The sequence below is a fragment of the Desulfosporosinus lacus DSM 15449 genome, from assembly GCF_900129935.1.
Classification (GTDB): domain Bacteria; phylum Bacillota; class Desulfitobacteriia; order Desulfitobacteriales; family Desulfitobacteriaceae; genus Desulfosporosinus; species Desulfosporosinus lacus.
The window spans coordinates 30091-52330 of record NZ_FQXJ01000018.1; the positions used below are offsets into that span (position 1 = coordinate 30091).

At 39.7% G+C, this 22240-nt stretch carries 20 protein-coding genes; 18 read left to right on the forward strand and 2 right to left on the reverse strand.

Annotation, left to right across the window (positions count from 1 at the left end; all coding sequences use genetic code 11):
* Positions 1-204: 204 nt before the first annotated feature.
* Entirely contained in the window at positions 205-1473 is a 1269-nt protein-coding gene (nagZ, locus tag BUB11_RS20115) for a beta-N-acetylhexosaminidase (RefSeq protein WP_073031707.1), read from the forward strand.
* A 241-nt stretch (positions 1474-1714) separates the two neighbouring features.
* Complete coding sequence (locus BUB11_RS20120; RefSeq protein ID WP_073031708.1) at positions 1715-2176, forward strand: (4Fe-4S)-binding protein; 462 nt, start codon at positions 1715-1717, stop codon at positions 2174-2176.
* Between the two features lie 81 nt (positions 2177-2257).
* On the opposite strand, the gene BUB11_RS20125 is transcribed toward BUB11_RS20120, so the two are convergent.
* Complete coding sequence (locus BUB11_RS20125; protein WP_073031709.1) at positions 2258-2989, reverse strand: ATP-binding protein; 732 nt, start codon at positions 2987-2989, stop codon at positions 2258-2260.
* Positions 2990-3090: 101 nt separating this feature from the next.
* On the opposite strand from BUB11_RS20125, the gene BUB11_RS20130 reads away from it, so the two are divergent.
* The 8 genes from BUB11_RS20130 to BUB11_RS20165 all read left to right on the forward strand — a co-directional run bounded on the left by BUB11_RS20130 (position 3091) and on the right by BUB11_RS20165 (position 11244).
* The gene (locus BUB11_RS20130) at positions 3091-3786 is read left to right on the forward strand and encodes a Crp/Fnr family transcriptional regulator (protein ID WP_073031826.1); all 696 of its coding nucleotides are present in this window, start codon (positions 3091-3093) and stop codon (positions 3784-3786) included.
* A gap of 194 nt (positions 3787-3980) precedes the next feature.
* A complete protein-coding gene (gene rbr, locus BUB11_RS20135) occupies positions 3981-4574 on the forward strand; it encodes a rubrerythrin (RefSeq protein WP_073031711.1) in 594 nt (197 codons plus the stop codon).
* Between the two features lie 557 nt (positions 4575-5131).
* Positions 5132-5530, forward strand: a complete 399-nt coding sequence (locus tag BUB11_RS20140) for a PaaI family thioesterase (RefSeq protein WP_073031712.1) — start codon at positions 5132-5134, stop codon at positions 5528-5530.
* Between the two features lie 81 nt (positions 5531-5611).
* Positions 5612-6304 (forward strand): N-formylglutamate amidohydrolase, encoded by a 693-nt coding sequence (locus BUB11_RS20145; protein WP_073031713.1) that lies wholly within the window; start codon positions 5612-5614, stop codon positions 6302-6304.
* Between the two features lie 315 nt (positions 6305-6619).
* Complete coding sequence (locus BUB11_RS20150) at positions 6620-9295, forward strand: calcium-translocating P-type ATPase, PMCA-type (RefSeq protein ID WP_073031714.1); 2676 nt, start codon at positions 6620-6622, stop codon at positions 9293-9295.
* 181 nt (positions 9296-9476) lie between these two features.
* Positions 9477-10238: a type I methionyl aminopeptidase gene (gene map / locus BUB11_RS20155; protein WP_073031715.1), complete on the forward strand. Its 762-nt coding sequence runs from the start codon at positions 9477-9479 to the stop codon at positions 10236-10238.
* 228 nt (positions 10239-10466) lie between these two features.
* The gene (gene mscL, locus BUB11_RS20160; protein WP_073031716.1) at positions 10467-10856 is read left to right on the forward strand and encodes a large-conductance mechanosensitive channel protein MscL; all 390 of its coding nucleotides are present in this window, start codon (positions 10467-10469) and stop codon (positions 10854-10856) included.
* Positions 10857-11049: 193 nt separating this feature from the next.
* Positions 11050-11244, forward strand: a complete 195-nt coding sequence (locus BUB11_RS20165) for a YwbE family protein (protein WP_073031717.1) — start codon at positions 11050-11052, stop codon at positions 11242-11244.
* On the opposite strand, the gene BUB11_RS20170 is transcribed toward BUB11_RS20165, so the two are convergent.
* The gene (locus tag BUB11_RS20170; RefSeq protein ID WP_073031718.1) at positions 11241-12152 is read right to left on the reverse strand and encodes an RluA family pseudouridine synthase; all 912 of its coding nucleotides are present in this window, start codon (positions 12150-12152) and stop codon (positions 11241-11243) included. The two genes, BUB11_RS20165 and BUB11_RS20170, sit on opposite strands and share 4 nt — an antisense overlap.
* Before the next feature lie 255 nt (positions 12153-12407).
* Here BUB11_RS20170 and BUB11_RS20175 point away from each other — a divergent pair, with 255 nt between their 5' ends.
* From BUB11_RS20175 to BUB11_RS20215, 8 genes are all read left to right on the forward strand, one after another.
* Entirely contained in the window at positions 12408-13526 is a 1119-nt protein-coding gene (locus tag BUB11_RS20175; RefSeq protein WP_073031719.1) for an aminopeptidase, read from the forward strand.
* Between the two features lie 108 nt (positions 13527-13634).
* Positions 13635-14516, forward strand: coding sequence for a diacylglycerol/lipid kinase family protein (locus tag BUB11_RS20180; RefSeq protein WP_073031720.1), 882 nt, complete (start codon positions 13635-13637; stop codon positions 14514-14516).
* 148 nt (positions 14517-14664) lie between these two features.
* Positions 14665-16266 carry a tRNA nucleotidyltransferase/poly(A) polymerase-related protein gene (locus BUB11_RS20185; protein ID WP_073031721.1) on the forward strand — a complete coding sequence of 534 codons (1602 nt, stop codon included), beginning with the start codon at positions 14665-14667 and terminating at the stop codon, positions 16264-16266.
* A gap of 207 nt (positions 16267-16473) precedes the next feature.
* Complete coding sequence (locus BUB11_RS20190; protein ID WP_073031723.1) at positions 16474-17115, forward strand: flavin reductase; 642 nt, start codon at positions 16474-16476, stop codon at positions 17113-17115.
* Between the two features lie 404 nt (positions 17116-17519).
* Positions 17520-18572: a tRNA epoxyqueuosine(34) reductase QueG gene (gene queG, locus BUB11_RS20200; protein WP_073031727.1), complete on the forward strand. Its 1053-nt coding sequence runs from the start codon at positions 17520-17522 to the stop codon at positions 18570-18572.
* 72 nt (positions 18573-18644) lie between these two features.
* Positions 18645-19559, forward strand: coding sequence for a polyprenyl synthetase family protein (locus BUB11_RS20205; RefSeq protein ID WP_073031729.1), 915 nt, complete (start codon positions 18645-18647; stop codon positions 19557-19559).
* 107 nt (positions 19560-19666) lie between these two features.
* Positions 19667-19834, forward strand: a complete 168-nt coding sequence (comX, locus tag BUB11_RS20210) for a competence pheromone ComX (protein ID WP_073031731.1) — start codon at positions 19667-19669, stop codon at positions 19832-19834.
* 56 nt (positions 19835-19890) lie between these two features.
* Positions 19891-22236 carry a sensor histidine kinase gene (locus tag BUB11_RS20215; protein ID WP_073031733.1) on the forward strand — a complete coding sequence of 782 codons (2346 nt, stop codon included), beginning with the start codon at positions 19891-19893 and terminating at the stop codon, positions 22234-22236.
* Positions 22237-22240: the final 4 nt, after the last annotated feature.

Sequence of the window (22240 nt, forward strand, 5' to 3'; positions counted from 1 at the left end):
CAACTGTACCATTAGGTGCGGTTTTTTTTTTAGAGTTTAAAAATGAAAAAATTCGATATGATAATAGAAATCGACAGGCATTTAGCTATGATCGCCTGTCGATTTCTATTTCCTGTACGTCTTCTCTTAACCTTGAAGGAATATTATTAGTAACATTATTAGTAACATTATTAGTAACATTATATAGGAAGGAAGCAAAGAAAAATGCGTAAAAGATATCTGATTTTAATAACTGCCGTGGTAGCGGCGAGTATCATAGGATATGCAGGAATATTAAATAGCAGAATCATAAATGAGTCGAAACCAGCAGACCAAATAGGCCAGAACAAGCCACCAGATAATAATTCCGATGGTAATACTGCCACTGATCCTGTTCAAGCTCAGATTAATACGATGAGCTTAGAGGAAAAGGTCGGGCAATTAGTAATGGTGGGGATTAACGGATACGAAAACGATGCTAATTCCATCCAACTGATTAAAAACCATCATGTTGGTGGTTTTGTTCTGTTAAAACAAAATGTCAAGGATACTAAACAGATGCTAGCCTTAATTAACTCTTTGAAAGATACAAATTCAGTTAACAAAATACCACTATTTTTAGCTATTGACGAAGAGGGTGGCAGGATTTCGCGAATGCCAGACGAGTTTATGAAGATACCATCGAGTCAGCGGATTGGAGAGCTCAATAATAGTGAGCTTTCTTATCAGTTAGGCGGTATTCTTGGAGATGAACTAAAATCCTTTGGTTTAAATATGGATTTTGCTCCAGTTTTAGACGTGAACAGTAACCCCAAAAATCCTGTGATAGGGGATCGAGCTTTTGGTAATGAGCCAAGTCTTGTGAGAAAACTCGGAATACAAACGATGAAGGGACTTCAGTCACGGAATATTATATCAGTTGTTAAACATTTTCCAGGACATGGTGATACTTCAGTCGATTCTCATGTCGGGTTACCAACTGTAAATCATGATTTAGATAGGCTAAATAGTTTAGAATTAGTGCCTTTTGAGGCAGCTATCGAAAATAATGCAGAGGCAATCATGATGGCTCATATTTTATTACCAAAGATTGATTCCCATAATCCCGCATCTTTTTCGGAAAAGATTATTTCTGATCTCTTACGTAAAGATTTGAATTTTAAAGGCGTAGTCATTACGGATGATATTACTATGGGGGCAGTAGTAAATAATTATGATATTGGTGAAGTTGCAGTAAAATCAATCAATGCAGGAAGCGATATTGTCTTAGTATGCCACGACTACCTCAAGGAGGAGGCAGTCATTAAAGCAATTCAAAAGGCTGCAGAGAATGGGAACATTTCAATGGATAGGATAGATCAAAGCGTTTACAGAATATTAACGTTAAAACTAAAGTATGCAGTCACGGATAGAGTAGTGAAATCAGTCGATCCACAGATTATAAACAATAAGATTAACGCATTATTTAGGGATTTTCCATCTTTGAAAGGATAGAAATTGGTCGCTGAATCAATACAATTAATACCGACTAAGCTAGTGAACTCGTTCAGCTAAAGCTGAACATCGGGGCTTCGGTAGGGGATTCTACCCCCACCGAAGTAGAAATCGGAACACCCACTTAAAGAAGTGGGAGTCTCGGAATTGATTAATGTTAATTAATTTGTCAAATAAAGTATGTTATATGATAGAATAAATGAAAATCATATTAAAAGATTCACGAAGGGAGTGGTTTTAATTGAAGGAATATAGGAATGAACATGTTATTGTACATTGGTTTCCTGAATTGTGTGCTCATCCAGGGACATGCTTGAGGCTTTTACCGAAAGTGTTCAATTTGGATCAACGCCCCTGGGTTAATGTTGAGGGAGCGGAACCGGAGGAGATAATTAGGACCATCGATAAATGTCCAACAGGTGCCTTAAGATATTCTCTTCCTGAAGGTTCTAGGGTCGATGCACAAATCGCTAATGGGGTAGGCAGTATTGACTTTGGAAAAACGTACTCAGCTGCAGTGAAAATAAAGGTGAGTGCCAATGGACCATTATTTATTGAAGGCCCTACAGTTGTAATTGGCCTCGATGGAAAGCCCTTAAAGGAAGGCAGCAGGATTGCCTTGTGTCGGTGCGGTCTTTCTGAAAACCGTCCCTTCTGTGATGGAGTTCATAGAAAAAAAGGATGGAAGCCTGATCAGGCATGATAGCAAAAAGTGATAATCGGCGAAAAAGAAACCCACCGCAGGTTTATTTGCGGTGGGTTTTTGAAACTCGGTATTTGAAGATCAATCTTCGATAATTCTTCCGTCTGTCGAAATTGTGACGACACTCCAGGGTATCATTTTTCCGCTGTTTAAAAGAGCTTTTTTCGCAGCTTGAACAATACCGCCACAGCAAGGTACTTCCATTCTTACAATCGACACACTTTTAATTTCATGTTGTTTTAGAATCTCAGTTAGCTTTTCTGAATAATCCGTATCGTCCAGTTTGGGACAGGCAATTAAAGTGATCTTATTGCGCATAAACTTTTGGTGAATATTTGGATAAGCAAAAGCAGTGCAGTCGGCAGCTATTAGTAAATGTGCATTATCCAGATAGGGTGCGGACACTGGAACTAATTTTAACTGGCATGGCCATTGACCAAGCTGAGATTGTGAGTTTTCTGCTGAGAGATCAGGTGTTGCCTCCGGCTGTTTTTTGGTAAGTAGTTTCGCATGAGTACCTGGGCAACCGCAGGGAATAGTAGCCTCGGCTTGGGGCTTATTTTTCTCCATGTGTTTCTTGTCCATATGTTTCTTGACTGCTTCTTCGTCATACTCAACCGTTTCTCTCTCCTCAAGGACGATGGCGTTGGTTGGGCACTCAGGCAGACAGTCTCCAAGACCGTCACAGTAACTTTCCGAAACCAGGCGGGCTTTGCCATCAATCAGCTTTAATGCACCTTCATGGCAAGCGGTGACACAAAGACCACAGCCATTACACTTTTCTTCATCTATTTTTATAATCTTTCTTAGCATTGTTATAACCTCCTACTAATAATTTGTTTTGACAGGTTCATTATATTACAATGAAGGAACTAAGTCGGTATCTGAGGATACAGAATATGGCGGTAAAAGAGATGTATGAAAAATATTTGGAAGAAATCTCAGAAGTGAGCTTGTTTCAGGGAATAGAAAGACTAGATATAGAAGCCATGCTAAATTGTTTAAAGCCTATAATAGGCCATTATAAAAGAAGTGATTATATTGTTAAGGGTGGGGACAAATATGAAAGCATTGGGATCGTTCTTAAGGGCTCAGCGACGGTGAGTAAAGAAAATGCGGCGGGGAATAGAAGTGTAATGACACTTTTAAAACAAGGGGATATTTTCGGAGAAATAGTTGCATTTTCAAGTGTAATGACATGGCCTGCAACTGTTCAAGCACAAGAAGCTTGTGAAATTCTCTTCCTGCCGAGAGGTAAAATTATCGGCGATTGTGAAAGGATGTGCAGCTGGCACCGGATTTTCATACAAAACTTTTTGCGAATAATATCTGAAAGGGCAATCTTGCTAAACAAGAAGGTTGAGTACTTGACTGTCAAAGGCATCCGCGCAAAAATCTGTGCTTATTTACTGGATCAATCTAAGAAGATTGGAAACAAAAAGATAGTTTTACCGTTAAATCGAAATGAGCTAGCAGACTTTCTTAATGTTTCTCGTCCTTCTATGTCAAGGGAAATGGGTAAACTAAGGGATGAGGGGATTATTGATTTCCACTTAACTGAATTTGAAATTCTTGATTTTCAAGCGTTAAAGAATAGTATGAGTGAATAATGGGCTCCAACGAATTATTTTACTATAAGAATAGAAAGATTGGATATTGACGGAGTGAGTGTTTAGAAATATAATGTGTTTATAATTACTTCAAAGTATTTCGAGGTATTGTTCGGCAAGAAAGTTATTCGATGGTGTTCATAATAATGCCAAGAATTAACCTTAAAAGAAAGTAACACGAAGGAGTTTTAAGAATGAGTAATTTAAAAGGGACAAAAACAGCAGAAAATCTATTAAAGGCGTTTGCCGGAGAATCTCAAGCACGCAACCGTTATACTTATTATGCATCAGTAGCTGACAAAGAAGGTTATAAGCAAATTAAAAATATCTTTATTGAGACGGCTGATAATGAAAAAGAGCATGCCAAAAGATTCTATAAATTTTTACTGGCGGGTCTAGAGCGCGAGCTTCCGGCGGTAATAGAAATCAGTGCTTCCTTTCCTGTTGCCCAGGGTACGACTCTTGATAATTTAGTTGCCGCAGCTGGTGGAGAGAATGAGGAATGGAGTGAATTATACCCTGCATTCGCCAAGGTTGCTGAAGACGAAGGCTTTCCCGAAATTGCAGCCGCATTCAAGATGATTGCCGCTGCTGAAAAATGGCATGAAAAAAGATATAATAAACTTGCTGAAAATATAAAGAATGGTAAGGTATTTAAAAAGGAAGAAACCAAACTTTGGAAGTGTGGAAACTGTGGTTATGTTCATGAAGGAACCAGTGCACCGGATGAATGTCCCGCTTGTATCCATCCCCAGGCGCATTTCGAAGTTTTTGAAGAGACTTATTAATTTTTACACAATCCTTCGGCCTTGACCCAATTGAAAACTGACATTACAAAACCCCCCTAAGAAAAATGGCGCTCTGAGCCTTCTTCTTAAGGGGGTTGCTTTATACTTATAGACCCTTTTTATATTATTCAAAGTGGACGATAAAGTTTGTAATTCCAACGATGATAATAGATAAAATAATCGTTCCACCGATAATGATGAGATTTTGTTTCTTTGTATTAATTTTGTGCCACAGCAAAAGGATCCCTCCGTAATTCATCAAATCTTAGTACATAGTATCATTGACGAGACGTAAATAGTATAGACATAAAGCCCTAAGAGTCTAGGCTCAAGGTCCTATTCACAGTGACAATATACGTCGAAGATACGTTGCTGTAACTGTAAAAAGAATCTATACTGGTAGATGAACTCATTTTGATATTCGATAGTCGTGTTTCAAAACAAAGAATTATTTTCTTCAAAAAAAGTAAAAATTATGGCTATGTCGCATAGAAAGACAACTTAAAATACTGGCAAGTTTGAACTAAAGATTGTAGAAGGTTAGAGGAGAGATGGTCATGAATAATAAACTGACAAAACTTATGGAAAATGACAGGTTTGCAACTTTTGTTGGCATAGATCTGCTTGAAGTTCAGCCTGGATACGCTGTGGCTAAAATGGATATCACTGAGAAGCATTTAAATGGAGTTGATATCGTTCAAGGGGGAGCGATTTTCACCTTGGCGGACTTTGCTTTTGCCGCCGCATCTAATGCTTATGGGCAAATAACAGTCGCAATCAATGCCAATATATCCTATTTCAAAGCTCTCAAAGGGGGATCATTAACAGCGGAGGCCAGAGAAGTATCGGGTTCTCATAAAATTGCTAATTATAGAGTTGATGTATTTAATGAACAAAGGGACTTAATAGCGCAATTAACGGTTACAGGCTATAAGAAAAATGAAAAAGCCGATTAATATTTCGTAAGGAACCTGTCAGAAGACAGAAACCATGGCGCGGACTGATTATCTGAGGAATAAGAACCGGGGGTATCGATTATGGATAAACATGAAGAAGTCCTAAAAGAGTTTAGCCGTGCGCGCCTAAATGATGAAGCTGTAAACGTAGAGAGAGTTTATTTTTATAAAACAGACAAACGAGTTAATCCTAAGCAAGAGGAGCCCTTTTGGTTGTCAGTTGGGGAACTGCCTATTTTGGTATCTGCACCGCATGCGGTTAGACATTACAGGCAAAAGAAGATTAAAATGTCAGATCAATTTACAGGCTCCATCGTATACCTTCTAAATAAGCTTACCGGATGTCATGCAATAGCAACAACGAAGCTTTATGGAGGGGATCCTAACGTTGATGATCCTTGTATCTATAAAGAGAAAATCTCTAATTTTTGTGACATTAAGAAAGTAAAGCTCGTGCTAGATATCCATGGTGCAGCCCGTGAAAGGCTATTTGATGTGGACTTTGGTACAAATAGCGGAAAAAACCTCTTGGGTAAGGCGAGGATAGTGGAGATTTTAGAACGAAACTTTCAGGACTTTGGATTATCTCAAATTTCTCACGATCACTTTCCGGCTTCCGGACCCAACACTGTCGCTAATTATGCAGCGCGAGAACTGGGAATTCCAGCTGTGCAGTTAGAGATTAACAAACAATATAGAGTACCTGCCCAAAATCCTCAAGGTTTTCATCGTCTCTTAGGGGCTTTAGTGAAAAGCATTAAAGAGTTAACTTGAGCTACACTTAGAATCTATCAGATTAGACAAATGAATATCCTATCATATTTGACAAGCCAAAATATTTGAGGTACACTTATCCTTGTTAAGAGGGAGTAGTTGAATTACAAAAGCAACATACCCGGTAAGGTGACTTACCTGTTTTTGTAAACCGTTTGAGGTAACGAGACTTTTAGCATGGCCATTATGGCTGTGTTAAAAGTCTTTTTTGTTACTTGAAACAAGTTGCAAGAACAAAAAGTAAGGAGTGGTTATTTCGTAAATACTATAGGTGAATTATAAGGTGCCAAAATAAAAAACAAGGAGGATTATGTTGTGGACTTTTTTCAAAAGGAAGTCGTAGAAGTCATCTCTGAATTAAAGAGTAATGAAGAGACAGGACTCTCAGCAGTTGAAGCTGAGACGAGAATCCAACGTTACGGAAAAAATATTTTTACTCCAAAAGAGAAGGAAAGTATCTTTGTAAAAATAATTGATAGTTTGAAAGAACCTCTTATTCTTATTCTTTTAATCTCCGGGTTAATATCCTTAGCCATGGGTCATATTGCGGATGGTTTAGGAATTTTTGTTGCCGTCCTAATCGCAACATCAATCTCCATCATTCAAGAAGGTAAATCAGATAAAGCCTTTGAAGCTCTGTCGAAGTTAAGTGAAGATGTTCATGTGAAAGTAGTTCGAGATGGAGAAATTGTGTTGCTTTCACAAAGCGACCTTACGATTGGAGATATTATCCATCTGGAAACGGGGGATAAAGTTCCTGCTGATGCTCGAATAATTCATGCATCAAGTCTTGGAATTGACGAATCTATGCTTACAGGTGAAGCCGAAGCGTCTTCCAAGAATTCTTTGAAAATCGAACGAGAGAATTGCCCCCTTGCAGAACGCAAAAATATGTTATATTCAGGTACTATGGTTATTGAGGGAAGGGCCATTGCCATCGTAATATCCATTGGCGATGGGACCGAGATGGGTAAGATTGCGGACGAATTAAAGGGAGAATTAAATTCCGAAACCCCACTTCAACAAAAACTAGCAGATCTCGGAAAGAGAATATCTATTATTGGGTCGATTGTGGCAGCTGGAATCTTTCTTTTCGAAGTCTTCAAGATGTATAGCCAGGGGATCCTGGTGTTTGATAATCTAGGAACTGCTTTGCCGGGCATCAAAGATGCATTTGTAACGTCTGTAGCCCTAATCGTTGCGGCAGTCCCTGAAGGGTTGCCAACCATGGTTGCTATTACCCTGGCCTTCAATATGCAAAAGATGGCTAAGAATAACGCCCTGGTTCGGAAGCTTATTGCCTGCGAGACAATTGGTTCTGTAAATGTCATCTGTTCAGATAAGACTGGGACATTGACGGAAAATAAGATGACGGTGGTTGAAGTATGGGCCGACGGTAAAGATGTTCCGGTTGATCAGCTGGGCAATGATGAAATGCTTCAGAATTTCTGTCTGAACTCGACTGCGGATATTTCGAATAAAGATGGAAAATATGAATTTTTGGGAAATCCTACGGAATGTTCCCTGCTTGTCTGTGCAGATAAGAATAATATCAACTATCTCCATTATCGCAAAGAGCATAGTGAGCCCGTTAGTGAATACAATTTTACTTCTGCCAGAAAGATGATGTCGACAGCTTATCAAATGGAAAAAGGCTACAGACTCTATACGAAGGGGTCACCTGAAAAGGTGTTAAGCATTTGTAATAGGATTCTTTACAATGGTGATGTTATCCCAATGACTCAAGAGCATATCAATGAAATTGAAGCTAAGATAAAGAAGCTTCAGGATAATGCAAGAAGAGTTTTAGGTTTTGCTTTCAATGATTTTAGTCAAGAACCACAATGGGAAGACATCTATAATGTTGAAAAGGATCTAATCTTTACAGGCTTTGTGGGAATTGAAGATCCCTTGCGTTCAGATGTCAAAGAAGCGATTAGTCATTGTCGTCAAGCCGGCATAACGGTCAAAATTTTGACGGGAGATAACATTAATACGGCGAGAGCAATTGCTACTCAATTAGGAATCGTCAAGAATGACTCATTGGTATTAGAGGTTACCGATATTGACGCCATGAGTGATCAAGAATTGAAGAGCAAACTTCCCAACATTGTGGTAATTGCCCGGTCAAATCCAACAGCTAAAATGAGAGTTGTCAAGCTCTTACAGGAGCTCAATGCTTCGGTGGTCGTAACTGGTGATGGTATCAATGACGCACCTGCCTTAAAAGCGGCTGATGTTGGAGTTGCAATGGGAATTGCAGGAACGGAAGTATCTAAGGAAGCTTCGGATATCGTTTTGTTAGACGATTCTTTCTCCACAATAGTTAAGGCTATTAAGTGGGGGCGTGGAATTTACGAAAACTTCCAACGTTTTATTCAGTTCCAGCTTACAGTTAATGTTGTCGCATTTGTAACGGTGATCTTAGCAGAAGTCCTGGGATATGCAATGCCCTTTACAACCTTACAATTATTATGGGTAAACATTATCATGGATGGTCCTCCGGCCTTAACCTTAGGATTAGAACCGCCAAGAGAGCATTTACTTGAAAAACAGCCAATTAAGAGAAATGCATCGATTGTTACTAAGGATATGTTGCTGAAAATCGTTTCAAACGGGTTATTTATTGTAGCAGCCTTGATAATACTCATGGACACGCAACTACTCGGCGGTACAGCAGCACAACAATCAACGATCGTATTTACTTCCTTTGTATTGTTCCAGCTATGGAATGCCTTTAACAGCCGGGAATTCGGAGTTAGGAGCATTTTCCCTAATCTTCTTAAAAACAAAATGATGGTAGGGGTTGTGTTCTTAACCTTCCTCGTTCAGGTCCTGGTAACTCAGTACGGTGGAAACGTGTTTAAAACAGTTCCCCTTGACCTGACCATATGGTTCAAAATCATTGGTTTCACATTTAGCATTGTTATTTTTAGTGAACTGCTAAAACTGGTGATGAGAGTCTTTCAAGGGGGTTCCAATAAAGGTTAAACGTTAAACTGCAATGAAAAGTCCACAATCCTGTTCATGGATTGTGGACTTTTCTCGATAAAGTATTATAATCAGTATTTGGATAACAATAATCGATAGGAAGTAATTATAATATTGTAAAGCACTCTTAACTAAGGATAGAGAATGTTTTTAAAGACTTGATTCGGGGAGGAAATAAAAAGTGGTAATTATGAAAACTGCTAAAGAAATTGGATATATGGAGGAAGCCGGAAAGATCTTAACAGCCTGCCACCGAGAGATTCGAAACTTAATTCGTCCGGGAATAACAACCTTGGAAATTGATCAGTTTGCTGAAGAGTTTATCCGGTCACATGGGGCGACTCCCGAGCAAAAAGGATACAAAGGGTATCCTTTTGCTACTTGTGCTTCGGTTAACGATGAAATATGTCATGGATTTCCGACTAAAGATTCTCTGAAAGACGGGGATATTGTAAAAATTGATATGGTTGTAAATCTTCAGGGGTGGCTAGCAGATTCGGCTTGGACTTATCCTGTAGGTCAAATATCCAAGGAAGCTGAAAGGCTGATTAAGGTTACTAAGGAATGCCTCTACCTTGGCATAGAAGCCGCAATCATTGGTAATAGAATCGGTGATATTTCCCATGCCATACAAACTCATGCCGAAGGGCAAGGATTTTCCGTAGTGCGCGACTTTATGGGTCATGGTATTGGACAAATCATGCACGAAGATTTGCAGGTTCCCCATTATGGGAGACCGCACAGAGGGGAGCGACTTCGCGAAGGTATGGTCTTTACCATTGAACCCATGATCAACATAGGTTCGTATCATCTTAAGATTGATCCTAATAAGTGGACGGCCAGAACAACTGATGGCAGTCTTTCAGCTCAATATGAACATACTATTGCTATTACAAAGAATAGTCCCTTAGTTTTGACCGAGCAAAGGACAAGAAAGGTTTAAACTTTCCATCGTTTGCGGATAATTATAAACCTCAACATAAACCAATTTCTAACTTTAGTCATTTGCCATAGCACCTTTGAAAAAAAACCCATTCTAAACAGCCTCCTTTTTGTGAAGTTATAGTTAGTTTCCCCAAATTATTAAAAACAAGTCAGGCTTAAAATTTGATTATCAGTAAAGTTCAGAGTTCCAAGTACGAGAACGTGGACTATAAGAAGGAGTGGTTTTATGAGCTTTATTAAGGAATTTAAGGAGTTTGCTACTAGGGGCAATGTGGTAGATCTGGCGGTAGGGATCATTATCGGGGGTGCTTTCGGAAAAATTGTATCGTCTCTTGTTGCAGATATTATCATGCCTCCGATTGGGCTTATAATAGGAGGCATAAAATTTACGGAACTAAAAATAGGGCTTAAAGATGATGTTACCTTAAATATTGGCAACTTTATTCAAGCAACCTTTGACTTTATCATTGTTGCCGGTGCGATTTTCTTTATTATTAAACTGATGAATTCTTTAAAAAGGAAAAAGATTAAAGAAGAGGCGGTTGCTCCATCAACCCCTAGTGCGGAAGTTCAGCTTCTTACAGAGATTAGGGATCTGTTGAAGAAACAACCATAAAATTCATCTTATATAAAGCATTGAGCTTCTGCCCATTAAAGGTTTACTTTAGGGTAGAAGCTCTTAATGCAGATATCAGTAGGGTATTAAGCAATTATAGTATATAATTAAGGAATTAGATAAATATGACAGTTCAGTTATAGGTCGCCTTCAATTCTTGAATATATCGTTCAATAACGTAAAGGAGTATCATATGAACGGGCAAAGCAGAAAAGATATTTATGCGGGAGCAACTGTTGATATCATTTTAAAAACAGATCAAAGAACAGGGAAGCTGACCCGAGGAGTCGTCAAAGATATATTGACAAAATCCCAGATTCACACAAGAGGAATTAAAGTCAGACTTGTTGATGGGCAAATTGGGAGAGTTCATGAAATTATTCATTAGATTTCTAAATCTCGCAACTTAATTATCAACCCGCGAAGATCCTTAGGAAAGGGAGCGCGAATTACGAGGGGAAGGCCAGTCGCAGGGTGCAGAAAGGCGTACATTGAAGAGTGTAAAGCATGACGGTCAAAAAAAGTCTTTGTTCCACCGTACAGGTCATCCCCGATTAATGGATGCCCAAAACCTTCACAATGGACACGGATTTGATGGGTACGTCCGGTTTCTAAGATGAATTCAAGAAAAGTAGCGCTAGTATAGCGATGGAGGACACGGAAAAGTGTACGAGCCGACATACCATCGGGATTGATCTGGCGTTTGATAAAGCTATTCGGGGCAAAACCGATGGAATCGTCGATAGCTCCTTGATTTTCCTGGACAACTCCCTCGACAAACCCATGGTATCGTTTGTGAATATGACCTCGCTCCAGTTGCCAAGCCAATTGTTGATGGGCGAATTGATTTTTAGCAATGACCACGACGCCTGAGGTGTTTCGATCTATCCTGTGGATTGGACGATACAGGCGATTTTCCCCCTTGCGCTCCCAATGGCCGATGACAGCATTACCTAAGGTGTTGGTGGGATAACGTCGGTTTGGATGCACCACCTGACCCACAGGTTTATTAACTGCTAACAGGTAGTCATCTTCATAAAGAATATCCAGGGGCAAGTCTTCACCAGGAATGCTGGCTTCTTCCTCGGAAAAAAGCTGCAGGGATAACATATCTCCTTCTTTCCCTCGTGCGGTTAAATAGGAAAAATTTCCATTAACCCAAACCCGTTCTCCTTGTTTCAAGCGCTGGAGTAATTTGACCGAAAAGTGAAATTTGTGGAGCAGAATGGACAGATATTTATGACCAGAGTCTTCTGGTTGGAGACGATATTCCCAAAGAGTAGGTGGTGTATTCATATTTCCTCCTAGCGATTTTTGCAATTCATTGAATTCAAGGAGTAAAACCTTTTTTGAGTGAACATACTCTTAATATGATCAAAAGGAAAATTAAGCAGGGTGCAGAATAGTGAACTCGTTCAGCTAAAGCTGAACATCGGGGCTTCGGTAGGGGATTCTACCCCCACCGAAGTAGAAATCGGAACACCCACTTAAAGAAGTGGGAGTCTCGGAATTGATAAAAGTCTATTAAAGCGCTTGTAAGGAGGACCTAAAGTGAAAGATCCCCGTATAGAAGAACTTGCGGATTCCTTAATAACATACTCAATTGGACTTCAGCCAGGTGAAAAAATCCTCATAGAAGTAATTGGTCCGGATATTCCCCTCGCCCAAGCCTTGGTGCGTTATGCTTATAAGGCAGGTGGAGTGCCGTTTGTGTCTATTATTAATCATACCCTACTACGTGAACTATTAAAAGAATTCTCTTTGGAACAGGCCCAAGCAATGACTCGTTGGGATTTGGCGCGCATGAAGGAAATGCAAGCTTATATCGGAATCAGGGGGGGAGATAACGTCAATGAATGGGCTGACCTTCCCAGTGAATGCATGAAAACTTATTCGTCTAACTACCAAAAACCCGTACATACAGAGCAAAGAGTGCCGCATACACGGTGGTGTGTGTTGAGGTATCCAAATGCTGCAATGGCTCAGCTGGCAGATTCGAGCATTGAAGGCTTTGAGGACTTTTACTTTAAGGTGTGTAATTTGGATTACTCAAAGATGTCAAAGGCAATGGATCCGTTGAAAGAGTTAATGGAGAAGACAGACCGAGTGCGTATTGTTGGTCCCGGAACAGATTTGGAGTTCTCTATTAAAGGAATGCCAGCCATAAAGTGCGATGGACACCTTAATATTCCGGATGGGGAAATATTCAGTGCTCCTCTAAAAGATTCCGTGAATGGACGGATTAGTTATAATACACCGTCACTTTATCAAGGGTTCACTTACAATAACATTGTTTTAGACTTTGAAAACGGAAAGATTATTAAAGCAACTGCCAATGACACTGAACGAATAGAGTCTGTTTTTAACACTGACGATGGAGCAAGATATGTTGGAGAGTTCGCCATCGGAGTCAATCCATTTATTAGTACTCCTATGAAAGACACTCTTTTTGATGAAAAAATTGATGGAAGCTTCCACTTTACCCCGGGATCCTGTTATGATGAGTGTAATAATGGAAATAAATCTGCTATTCACTGGGATTTAGTATGTATTCAGAGACCGGATTATGGCGGTGGTGAGATTTACTTTGACGATAGGTTAGTTCGAAAAGATGGGCGCTTTGTCTTGCCGGAACTTGAGGATTTGAACCCGGAAAATTTAAAATCTTAAGGCTATCGGGGGCATTAGTAACAGAATAAGTGCCACTCATCCGGATCTGGAAGATTAGTGGCACTTATTCTATCTATAAATCTGGGTAAGGAGTCGATTATTAATTTCATGAAGGGTCAACGATTACGATTAGTCTATAACCCCTACGCAGGAAGACGAAAACTAACCGTGCAACTGGATACTGTCATTCGCATTTTTCAAGAAAGTGGCAATGAGGTGTGTGTACATCGAGCATGTTCCCCGGAAGATATGGAACAAATCGCGTCCCGTAGCAGTGATGTCGATCGTTTTGTTATTGCAGGAGGGGATGGCAGTATTCATCAAGCGGTCAACGGTCTATTAAAGATTCCAGAAGATCAACGTCCTGCACTTGGGATTTTACCGGTTGGAACCGCAAACGATTTAGCCTACGCCTTGCATTTACCTAAAAGCATTCCTGAAGCGTGTAAGGTTATTGCTAAGGGAAATGTGTTTAGAATGGATACAGGCCAGGTCAATGATCGCTATTTTGTTAATGTAGCCAGCGCGGGGCTATTAACGGATGTATCTCAAAAAGTGGATACTCGTGTTAAAAATACCCTTGGACAATTAGCTTATATTCTTAAAGGGATAGAAACACTTCCTTCTTTTCGACCCTTTCGCATTGAGTATGAGAAAGATGGTCAACAATTTACAGACGATGTCGTCTTGTTTTTAGCTGTAAATGGACATTCGGTGGGGGGACTCAGAAAGCTTGTGCCAAAAGCTTCTCTTACTGACGGATTACTGGAAGTTTTAATCGTACCAGCGGCAGGTTGGCCTGAAACAATCCGACTGCTCTTAAATGTTTTGCGTGGAGAAAAAGTAAGTGCTGAAAAAATTAAAGAATTCCAGACCACAGAACTTACGATACTAACCGATCGCCCCATAAAATCTGATCTGGATGGAGAATATGGTCCGGAAAGCTCCTGGCATATTAAGATTGGACCGAAAATTTCAGTGCTTTGTTAACTGGCGCAGTCCTTCAAGGACTCGCCTTTGTTACTTAATGGACGAGGTTTATCTTTAGGAGTAGAAAATTACTCTGATGGGGAAAATACCTATAATTTAAGTAAGTGAATTTAAATAATGCAGTTGGGATTATGATCGGAGGGATTTCATGATCGGAACACCATTTCAACAGGAGGTCTTGAGAAGACTCAGTGATCTTAGCCCTGTCTATATTGTAGGCGGTGCAGTTCGCGATGCGCAGTTAGGAATTCCCTCAAAAGATGTGGATGTGGTTACGACACTTTCCTTTGAGCAGATTGAGAATAAGCTGTCTGATTGGGGATATAATCCCCACATTATCGGGGCTCACCAGCCAACGGTTAGCCTATTTCAAGATAAAGACCGAGTAGATATATCGGTGTTTTCAGGAGACGTTGAAAAAGACGCCCTGCGCAGAGATTTTACCCTGAATGCAATTTATCAAGATATTCAAACCGGAGAGTTGAAAGACCCCTTAAATGGCCTTAAAGCCTTGAGGGAAAGAAGACTGGAAGCATGCGGACGGGCAGAGGCCCGTTTCCAAGAAGATGCGATTCGGATTTTGCGTCTTATTCGTTTAGCTGTCCGTTATGATTGTGTCATTGAGCCAGAAACTTGGCAGGCAGCATATAACAATATCTCCTTAATCCAAGGTGTTTCCGTGGAACGAGTTACAGAGGAATTAGGTAAAATTCTTATTCTTGAAGAGATCGACAAGGCTTTAGGCTTCCTCGATGATTTGGGATATTTTAAAATGTATATCCCTGAGCTGGCTAGGCTAAAAGGACTTGTTCAAAATCGATATCATACTAAAGATGCCTGGGAACATACCCGACATGTGGTGAAAAATACACCCCATCGAGTACTCTTACGTTTAGCGGCCTTATTACATGATATGGGGAAATGGGAAACTGCCAGTCGGGAATGTTATGCCTGGGGAACAATCAAATCGACAACTCAGGGCTATATGGTCAATGAATTTAAGTTGGTTGGGAAAAGCTTGGAGAAATGGATCGATAGAGAAGTAGAGGTCCACGGGGGAAGATTAGATAATTACCAGGATACCATTGTCGTAAAACGCATTAAACTAGAGCGAGCTGTGCATAGGAAACAATTTGAAATGGTTCCGGAGGGGAAACGGCACTTTTTACAGCACGAAAAGGAAAGTGCCCGTTTAGTTAAGGAATTCTTGTCTCGTTTTCGCTGGACAATCGTTCTTCCAGGGGGGAGTAAAGGAGAAGGAGAACTTCACTTTTTAGTAGGACATCATATGTTAGGGACATTAACCTTCATGAGTGAATTAAAGGGAGAAATGCAAAATACTAAAATTCATCTGAAAGCTCGTCGCTTTGCCTGGGATGTCGGGTGGAACGGTCAGAACTTTAACTCGCAAAGAGTGGAGAATTTACTCGACTTGTGGAAGGCAGACTTTCTTGGGGGTAAGCAGGATGCCGAAAAGAATTTAAGCCGGCTTGACGGGATTCAGGGTGAAATCCGCAATGCCTGTATTTTCTTGGCTGAGCGAGCCCGTCTTCTGGAATGGGGATTCTTCGAGGAATTTGCCCGTGAAAAAGGGCTTGAAGGGGAGCGGTTTGGTCATTTCAAAGAACATGTTCGCAAAAAAGTTATGATGGATACTAAATATGTCTTAAATGATCCGCAATTTCTGGAAAAGGAATACAAGCTTTATTGCTCTGGTCAGACTCCTTATACCGCTAGGTGGCACCACTAATACTAATATCTTGTCATCCTAGGGCGTTGCTCTATCTGTACGTCCTATTCGAGTCATGGCTTTCGCCCGAAGCCTGGAACAGTCAAGTCTTCCAAGAAGCAAGAGGGTGTCATCATTACTATTAAATAATCGATTATAGCTTATAAATATCTTGACCTGAATGAATTATCAAGTTATAATAATTCCAATGAAGGGCGGTGCTAATTAATGGAAAAACGTTGGCGTTGTACGATATGCGGGTATATACATACCGGGGAGAATCCTCCAGAAACCTGTCCGATTTGCGGGTATGATGCGAGTTACTTTGAACTAGTTACGGATGAGAAGGAAGCTAGTGTCGAAGTAAAATCAGTCCCTAAGCCGGTAACCGTTCAGCCAGATAAAGCTGCTGCAATTCGTCAAGCACTTTATCGAATTTCCTATGGTCTCTATATTATTACGGCTCACGCTGAAGGTAAGGATAACGGGCAATGTGCAAACACCTGTTTTCAAATTACATCTGACCCCGCAAAAGTAGCTATTGGGATTAATAAACAAAACTATACTCATGAGTTAATTCAGAAGAGTGGCAAGTTTGGGGTTTCAGTATTAAGTCAAACGGGTCATGACTATGCCCGTGGGTTTGGGTACCGATCAGGTCGGGATGTCAATAAGTTTGAGGGTGTAGCAGTCCATCGTGGAGAATCGGGAATTCTCTTGCTCGACGATGTGCTTGTAACTATGGAGGCAACGGTTACAGGGCAGTTAGATTCCGGAACCCATACCCTATTTCTTGGGGATGTTACGGCAGGGGAGATCCTGCAAGAAGGGGATCCAATGACCTATGCCTTTTTTAGGGCGTCAAAGTAAACTATCTGGCTTACTTTAAGATGAATACGGGATTTTCTTTAAAGCATAAAACCATTGTATTAGCGATGGTTTTATGCTTTTGTGTTAGAATGTGTAAAAACCAGATGGCGATTGTTAATTTATGGTTTCCCAAATCTAAGGTATGGTATAATAAAATAAGGAACTTGTTTGTCAAATTCAAAAAAGCCGTGAAGATCGAGAAAACGGACGTGTTTAAGGTAAAGAAGTAGGGCTAGAGTATTTGAAAAAAAAGGTTGAGGAATTTGAACATGGACAAAGCCTATAACGTCTATTGGTCGCAAACGGCTCTGGATGAACTGAGCAATAAACATAAGCGAGAAAATGTGTATTGGAGACAGAAGTGACTTAGAGCGCAATGAGAAAATTACTCGGGAAGGAAGTCCATGGATATTCTTAAACAGACGCAGTGGAAAATGAACATAAAAAAATGGGCAAGCGAATTGGGTTTTGTCTCAGTTGGGTTTACCACTGCTGAACCCATCGATAGTCTGGCCCCATTCCTACAAGCGCGAATAGATCAGGGCTTGGCGACACCTTTTGAGAGCAAGGAAATTAATCGGCGGATTGATCCTCAAGCAGATTGGCAAGACTGTCAGACGGTCGTTGTGTTAGCCTTTCCGCTTCCATTAACGGTTCCGCTCCAAGAAGGAGAAGGTATCATTGCGCGCTCGGCAGTGGGAGAGGACTATCACCGGGTTATCTCTCGGAAAATCAATCAGCTAGTTGATACTATGGTGAAGAATAGTTGGCTGGGGTCCTCCCGCTTTCAGGTGGATACAGGGCCTTTAGTTGAGCGTGCCTTTGCGACACGTGCAGGGATTGGCTGGATTGGCCGGAACCAACAACTGATAATTCCGGGGCAGGGTTCTTTTGTGGTCCTTGCCCTGCTTCTTTTAGATCAAGAGATTATACCGGATGAGCCTTTACCCCCCGGACAATGCGGGAGTTGCCAAAAATGTGTTCAGGCATGTCCTGCCCAGATTCTGGGCAAAGAACCGTTTGCTGCTAATAAATGTGTTTCTTATCTAACTCAGAGCAAAGAGGTGCTTACTCCTGAAGAGCAGCACCTCTTTGGGTTGCGAATTTTTGGTTGCGATACTTGTCAAGAGGTGTGCCCGCACAATCAAAACTGGCTGGGGAAGGAACAATTGTCTACTGATCTAAGTGCCAGTCTATCAACAACCCCGATTCCACACAGTCGAGGGGTTAGTCTACTCGAAACTCTTAATTTAACTAAAGGTGAGTTTGTAAAACACTATAAGGTAACTGCAGCAGGATGGCGTGGTAAGGGAGTTCTTCAGAGAAATGCTTTCTTAGCCTTAGGGAATGCTCAGGTAAATAGAAGTGATCAATGGTTGAAAGATTGTGAAAAGGATAAATCAGTTCCGCCGATGATTTTGCCATACCTTCAGGATAGTTCTGAAAGATGTGAGTAAACCTGAAGTTGAAGTAGTTGAGGTATGTACTTTAGTTTTCTCTTTTTGCGTGGAATAGGAGGAGACATTTTTATGCAAGGGGATCGGGACGTTATCAGACAAGCAATGTTACAATTAGTAAATGATTATTTTACGGTAAAAGAACTAAATAGCTATATGTCAGAATTCGTTACATTCAAAATGAAAGGTAACTTTCCTTTTGGTCAGCTTGTTATTTTGCATTACCGGATGTTTGATGGTCAGTCGAAAGACATCTTTCAAGCTGCAGCTTCGGTTGAGCTTATGATTCTTTCTCTAGACATATTTGACGACTTGCAGGATCAAGATAATTTCTCAGTACCTTGGCATAAAATTGACCAAGCTTTAGCTATGAACATAGCTACGGGTCTGCTAGTGCTTAGTACAAAAGCGTTAGAACAAACGTCATTTGACCGAAATAGAAAGAAAATGGCAAGCGACTACCTAAATACGTGTGTGCTAAAGGCGATTAATGGTCAACACACTGATCTTATGGATTCGATTGAATCTGAAGAGGATTATATCCAAATGGTTAGGGGAAAATCAGGGTCTCTTATGGCTGCCGCATGTTTGGTAGGAACAGTTTTAGCCGGCGGAAATCATTATGATAGTGTCAATAAATATGCGGAGCATATCGGGATAATCGCCCAAATTAAGAATGATATTAAGGATATCTGCCGGTGGGATGAAAAAAATGACCTGATCAATAGGAAAAAGACTCTTCTTACCCTATATTTACTTAAGAATCAACAACCGCAATATCAGTTTGCCAGGGACTATTTTAGTGGTAAACTGGCAAAAGGAGAACTAGTAAAAAGAAACGTAGAAATTCAAGAGTTAATTGAAAAATCCGGTGCTCTTGAATATGCACGCGTTATTATGAGGCTAAATCAGTTACAAGCTATTGATCTAATCGATAGTATAGGTATAGGGCAAGAATGGAAGGAAAAGTTGGTGCAATATATCTAGACCTTCTGTTCCCCGCAATATAATTGCGGAAAACCGCAGCACTGTTGGCGGGGTCAAGCGGTAGATTTTATGATAGAATTTTGATAAAAGTAAAGGGGGAAAAGGGTATGTTGCAAAATGTTGTTGAGTATTTAATCCAAAATCCTGATGTCAAAGAGAGAGTACAAGAAGGGACAGCAAGCTTAATAGGATTAACAGAAATGGAACAAAAGGCAGTTCTTGATGTTTTTGAAAGTCCAGATTGCACTTCTGTATCGCCACTATTGTATTGGTAAAAGACCCACGAAGAGTCAGGATATCTCCTGACTCTTTTTATGGAAGGAGATCTCGTATGGGAAACTTCAAAAAAGGGTTCGTGTTATTAATTTTAGCAGGAACTATTTTAATGTTGTCCTATTACTTGCTGTTTATCACCTTGAATATTCCATATATAGGGATGAGCGTGGAAGAGAATGAAGCTGGTAAATGGCAGATATCTTATGTGGACCATCTCGGATGGGCAGAACAACAAGGAATAAAAGTTGGAGATACTGTTTCACTGATAAATCAAAATCAACCTAGCGAATATTTTGCAGTTCTACAATATGGTGCCATAGAACAAGCCGAGACATTTGTGATTAATAAAAACGGAGAAATGATCTTACATAAAGTAACAAATAATATGACTCCGCAACAAGTTCAGTATCATATCGTGATACCAACCCTTGTCTTTGTTATTTTATTCATTTTTTCCTGTGTTTTGTGTTTCAAAAAAAACAATGATATGTCTGTTCATATTCTGATCCTCTTTTTTCTTGCTATTGGATTAAGTTATTTAAGTGCTGGAGCTTCGTCAAGGATGGATACTCTAGGGTTATACATCAATCGAATTACATTCTCATTAATACCGGTACTTTTTTTGGAATTTATAAATAACTATTTTAGGCGATATGGACTTTCTTTGTTGCATAGTCGTAAGCTCCTTTTTGTATTTTATTTAATAAATGGTTTCCTCCTAATTGTTCTTGCCTTAGTTCAGATTTTTGGTGGAAATTTATTGATTATTAGACATTTATATCTTGCGATCTTTTCAATAGGTGTCCTTTTATGTCTTTACATTTTAATCTCCCGTTATATCCGTTATAGGAATACCATCCACAAACCAGTTTTTAAAATAATAATAGTTGGGTTTACACTGGCGTTTTTCCCTTTTGTTGCCTTAGCGGGTCTTCCAAATATTTTGTTTGGAATTGAACTAATACCAGGAGCTTTAGCGGCAGTTTTTTTAGTATTTATGCCCGGCGTATTTGTATATCTGATTACAGCAAATAGCTTGTTCGATATTGATTTTATCCTTGACCGTATACGTTATTATTCTCTATTAACCCTTGTACCCACTGCAATCTTTGTATTGTTTCTTTTTTATTTTGTAGTGGAATTTACTTTGGCTCAGAAAATTCAGGTTGTCTTGGTTACATATATAGGGCTTATTGCATTTCTTTACGTAAAAGAAGAACTTGATTTCCGTTTTCGTACGAAATTATTTAAAGAAAAATATAATTTTCAAGCAAGCTTAGATCGTTTTTCTCAGGATATTGCCAAAGTAATGAAAATATCCGATTTAGAAGAACGATTAATCATGGAAATAACTGGAGTTTTATCTGTCGAATCCATTTACTTATTGGAAATTGATTTAACGGATTATTCATTAATTATAAAGATCGGGAGTCCAAGCTTTCAAGAAGTAGGCATAATTGATTGGTTTAAAAACAATACTGGATTGATTTCGGCGGGTGAGTTAATTGATATTGGTAGAAATGGAGTCCTTCTCATACTAAGTAAAGAGAAGGACAAAAGCCATCTCGTATGGATTAGGGAAAAATTAAATCGAACTGAATTTAACCAAGATGAAAGAGTATGGCTTAGAACAATCGCTTCTTATGCAAGTATAGTCTATGAAAACCTACACTTAATTGAGGGGCTAATAGAGAAATTAGAGGAAGCGGTTACGCAGAAGGACTCACCTCATCCTTGGGTATTGCGGCTTTTATTTAATTTAGCGGAGAAAGAGAGACGTCGTTTAGCCTCAGACTTACACGATTCAGCATTACAACAACAATTGCTGTGGTATCGTAACCTTGAAATAATATCGGTCGATGAAAGAATTCCGGTAGATCTAAAGAAACAACTAAAAAATATGGCCGAAGGGCTGTTAGATGTCACTCATCAAATTCGTGAAACCTGCAATGAACTTCTTCCACCTTTATTAAAAGAGTCGGGAATTGTTGAAGCGTTAAAGAATTTATTTGCTAATGCTCAGTTACGAAATGATTATATTGTGAATTTTAATGCAAAAGATTTCAGTATAAATCTGGATTATGAACATGTATTGGTACTTTATCGAATTGTCCAAGAACTATTGACTAATGCAGCTAAACACTCCAAGGCGACGGAAATCAATATTACCTTAGCCAATAGTAATGATAGTATCAATTTCAACTATCGAGATAATGGTATTGGAATGGATCTTCATAATTTACAATCTTCTTTAAATCATATAGGGTTATCTGGAATCAAAGAGCGAGTATCAGGTCTTGAAGGTAAAACCTGGTTTTATTCGAGTTTAGGCAAGGGGCTTGAAGTTTCAATTTGGCTGCCGATTAATATGATTACTAATGTAAACGAACAAGGTGTTTAAGGGG

Bases quoted from the DNA above. Each gene is read 5' to 3' on its own strand.
- nagZ (WP_073031707.1), top strand. From the start codon at position 205: ATGCGTAAAAGATATCTGATTTTAATAACTGCCGTGGTAGCGGCGAGT.
- BUB11_RS20125 (WP_073031709.1), bottom strand. From the start codon at position 2,989: ATGCTAAGAAAGATTATAAAAATAGATGAAGAAAAGTGTAATGGCTGT.
- BUB11_RS20130 (WP_073031826.1), top strand. From the start codon at position 3,091: ATGTATGAAAAATATTTGGAAGAAATCTCAGAAGTGAGCTTGTTTCAG.
- rbr (WP_073031711.1), top strand. From the start codon at position 3,981: ATGAGTAATTTAAAAGGGACAAAAACAGCAGAAAATCTATTAAAGGCG.
- BUB11_RS20140 (WP_073031712.1), top strand. From the start codon at position 5,132: ATGAATAATAAACTGACAAAACTTATGGAAAATGACAGGTTTGCAACT.
- BUB11_RS20145 (WP_073031713.1), top strand. From the start codon at position 5,612: ATGGATAAACATGAAGAAGTCCTAAAAGAGTTTAGCCGTGCGCGCCTA.
- mscL (WP_073031716.1), top strand. From the start codon at position 10,467: ATGAGCTTTATTAAGGAATTTAAGGAGTTTGCTACTAGGGGCAATGTG.
- BUB11_RS20165 (WP_073031717.1), top strand. From the start codon at position 11,050: ATGAACGGGCAAAGCAGAAAAGATATTTATGCGGGAGCAACTGTTGAT.
- BUB11_RS20170 (WP_073031718.1), bottom strand. From the start codon at position 12,152: ATGAATACACCACCTACTCTTTGGGAATATCGTCTCCAACCAGAAGAC.
- BUB11_RS20180 (WP_073031720.1), top strand. From the start codon at position 13,635: ATGAAGGGTCAACGATTACGATTAGTCTATAACCCCTACGCAGGAAGA.
- BUB11_RS20185 (WP_073031721.1), top strand. From the start codon at position 14,665: ATGATCGGAACACCATTTCAACAGGAGGTCTTGAGAAGACTCAGTGAT.
- BUB11_RS20190 (WP_073031723.1), top strand. From the start codon at position 16,474: ATGGAAAAACGTTGGCGTTGTACGATATGCGGGTATATACATACCGGG.
- queG (WP_073031727.1), top strand. From the start codon at position 17,520: ATGGATATTCTTAAACAGACGCAGTGGAAAATGAACATAAAAAAATGG.
- BUB11_RS20205 (WP_073031729.1), top strand. From the start codon at position 18,645: ATGCAAGGGGATCGGGACGTTATCAGACAAGCAATGTTACAATTAGTA.
- comX (WP_073031731.1), top strand. From the start codon at position 19,667: ATGTTGCAAAATGTTGTTGAGTATTTAATCCAAAATCCTGATGTCAAA.
- BUB11_RS20215 (WP_073031733.1), top strand. From the start codon at position 19,891: ATGGGAAACTTCAAAAAAGGGTTCGTGTTATTAATTTTAGCAGGAACT.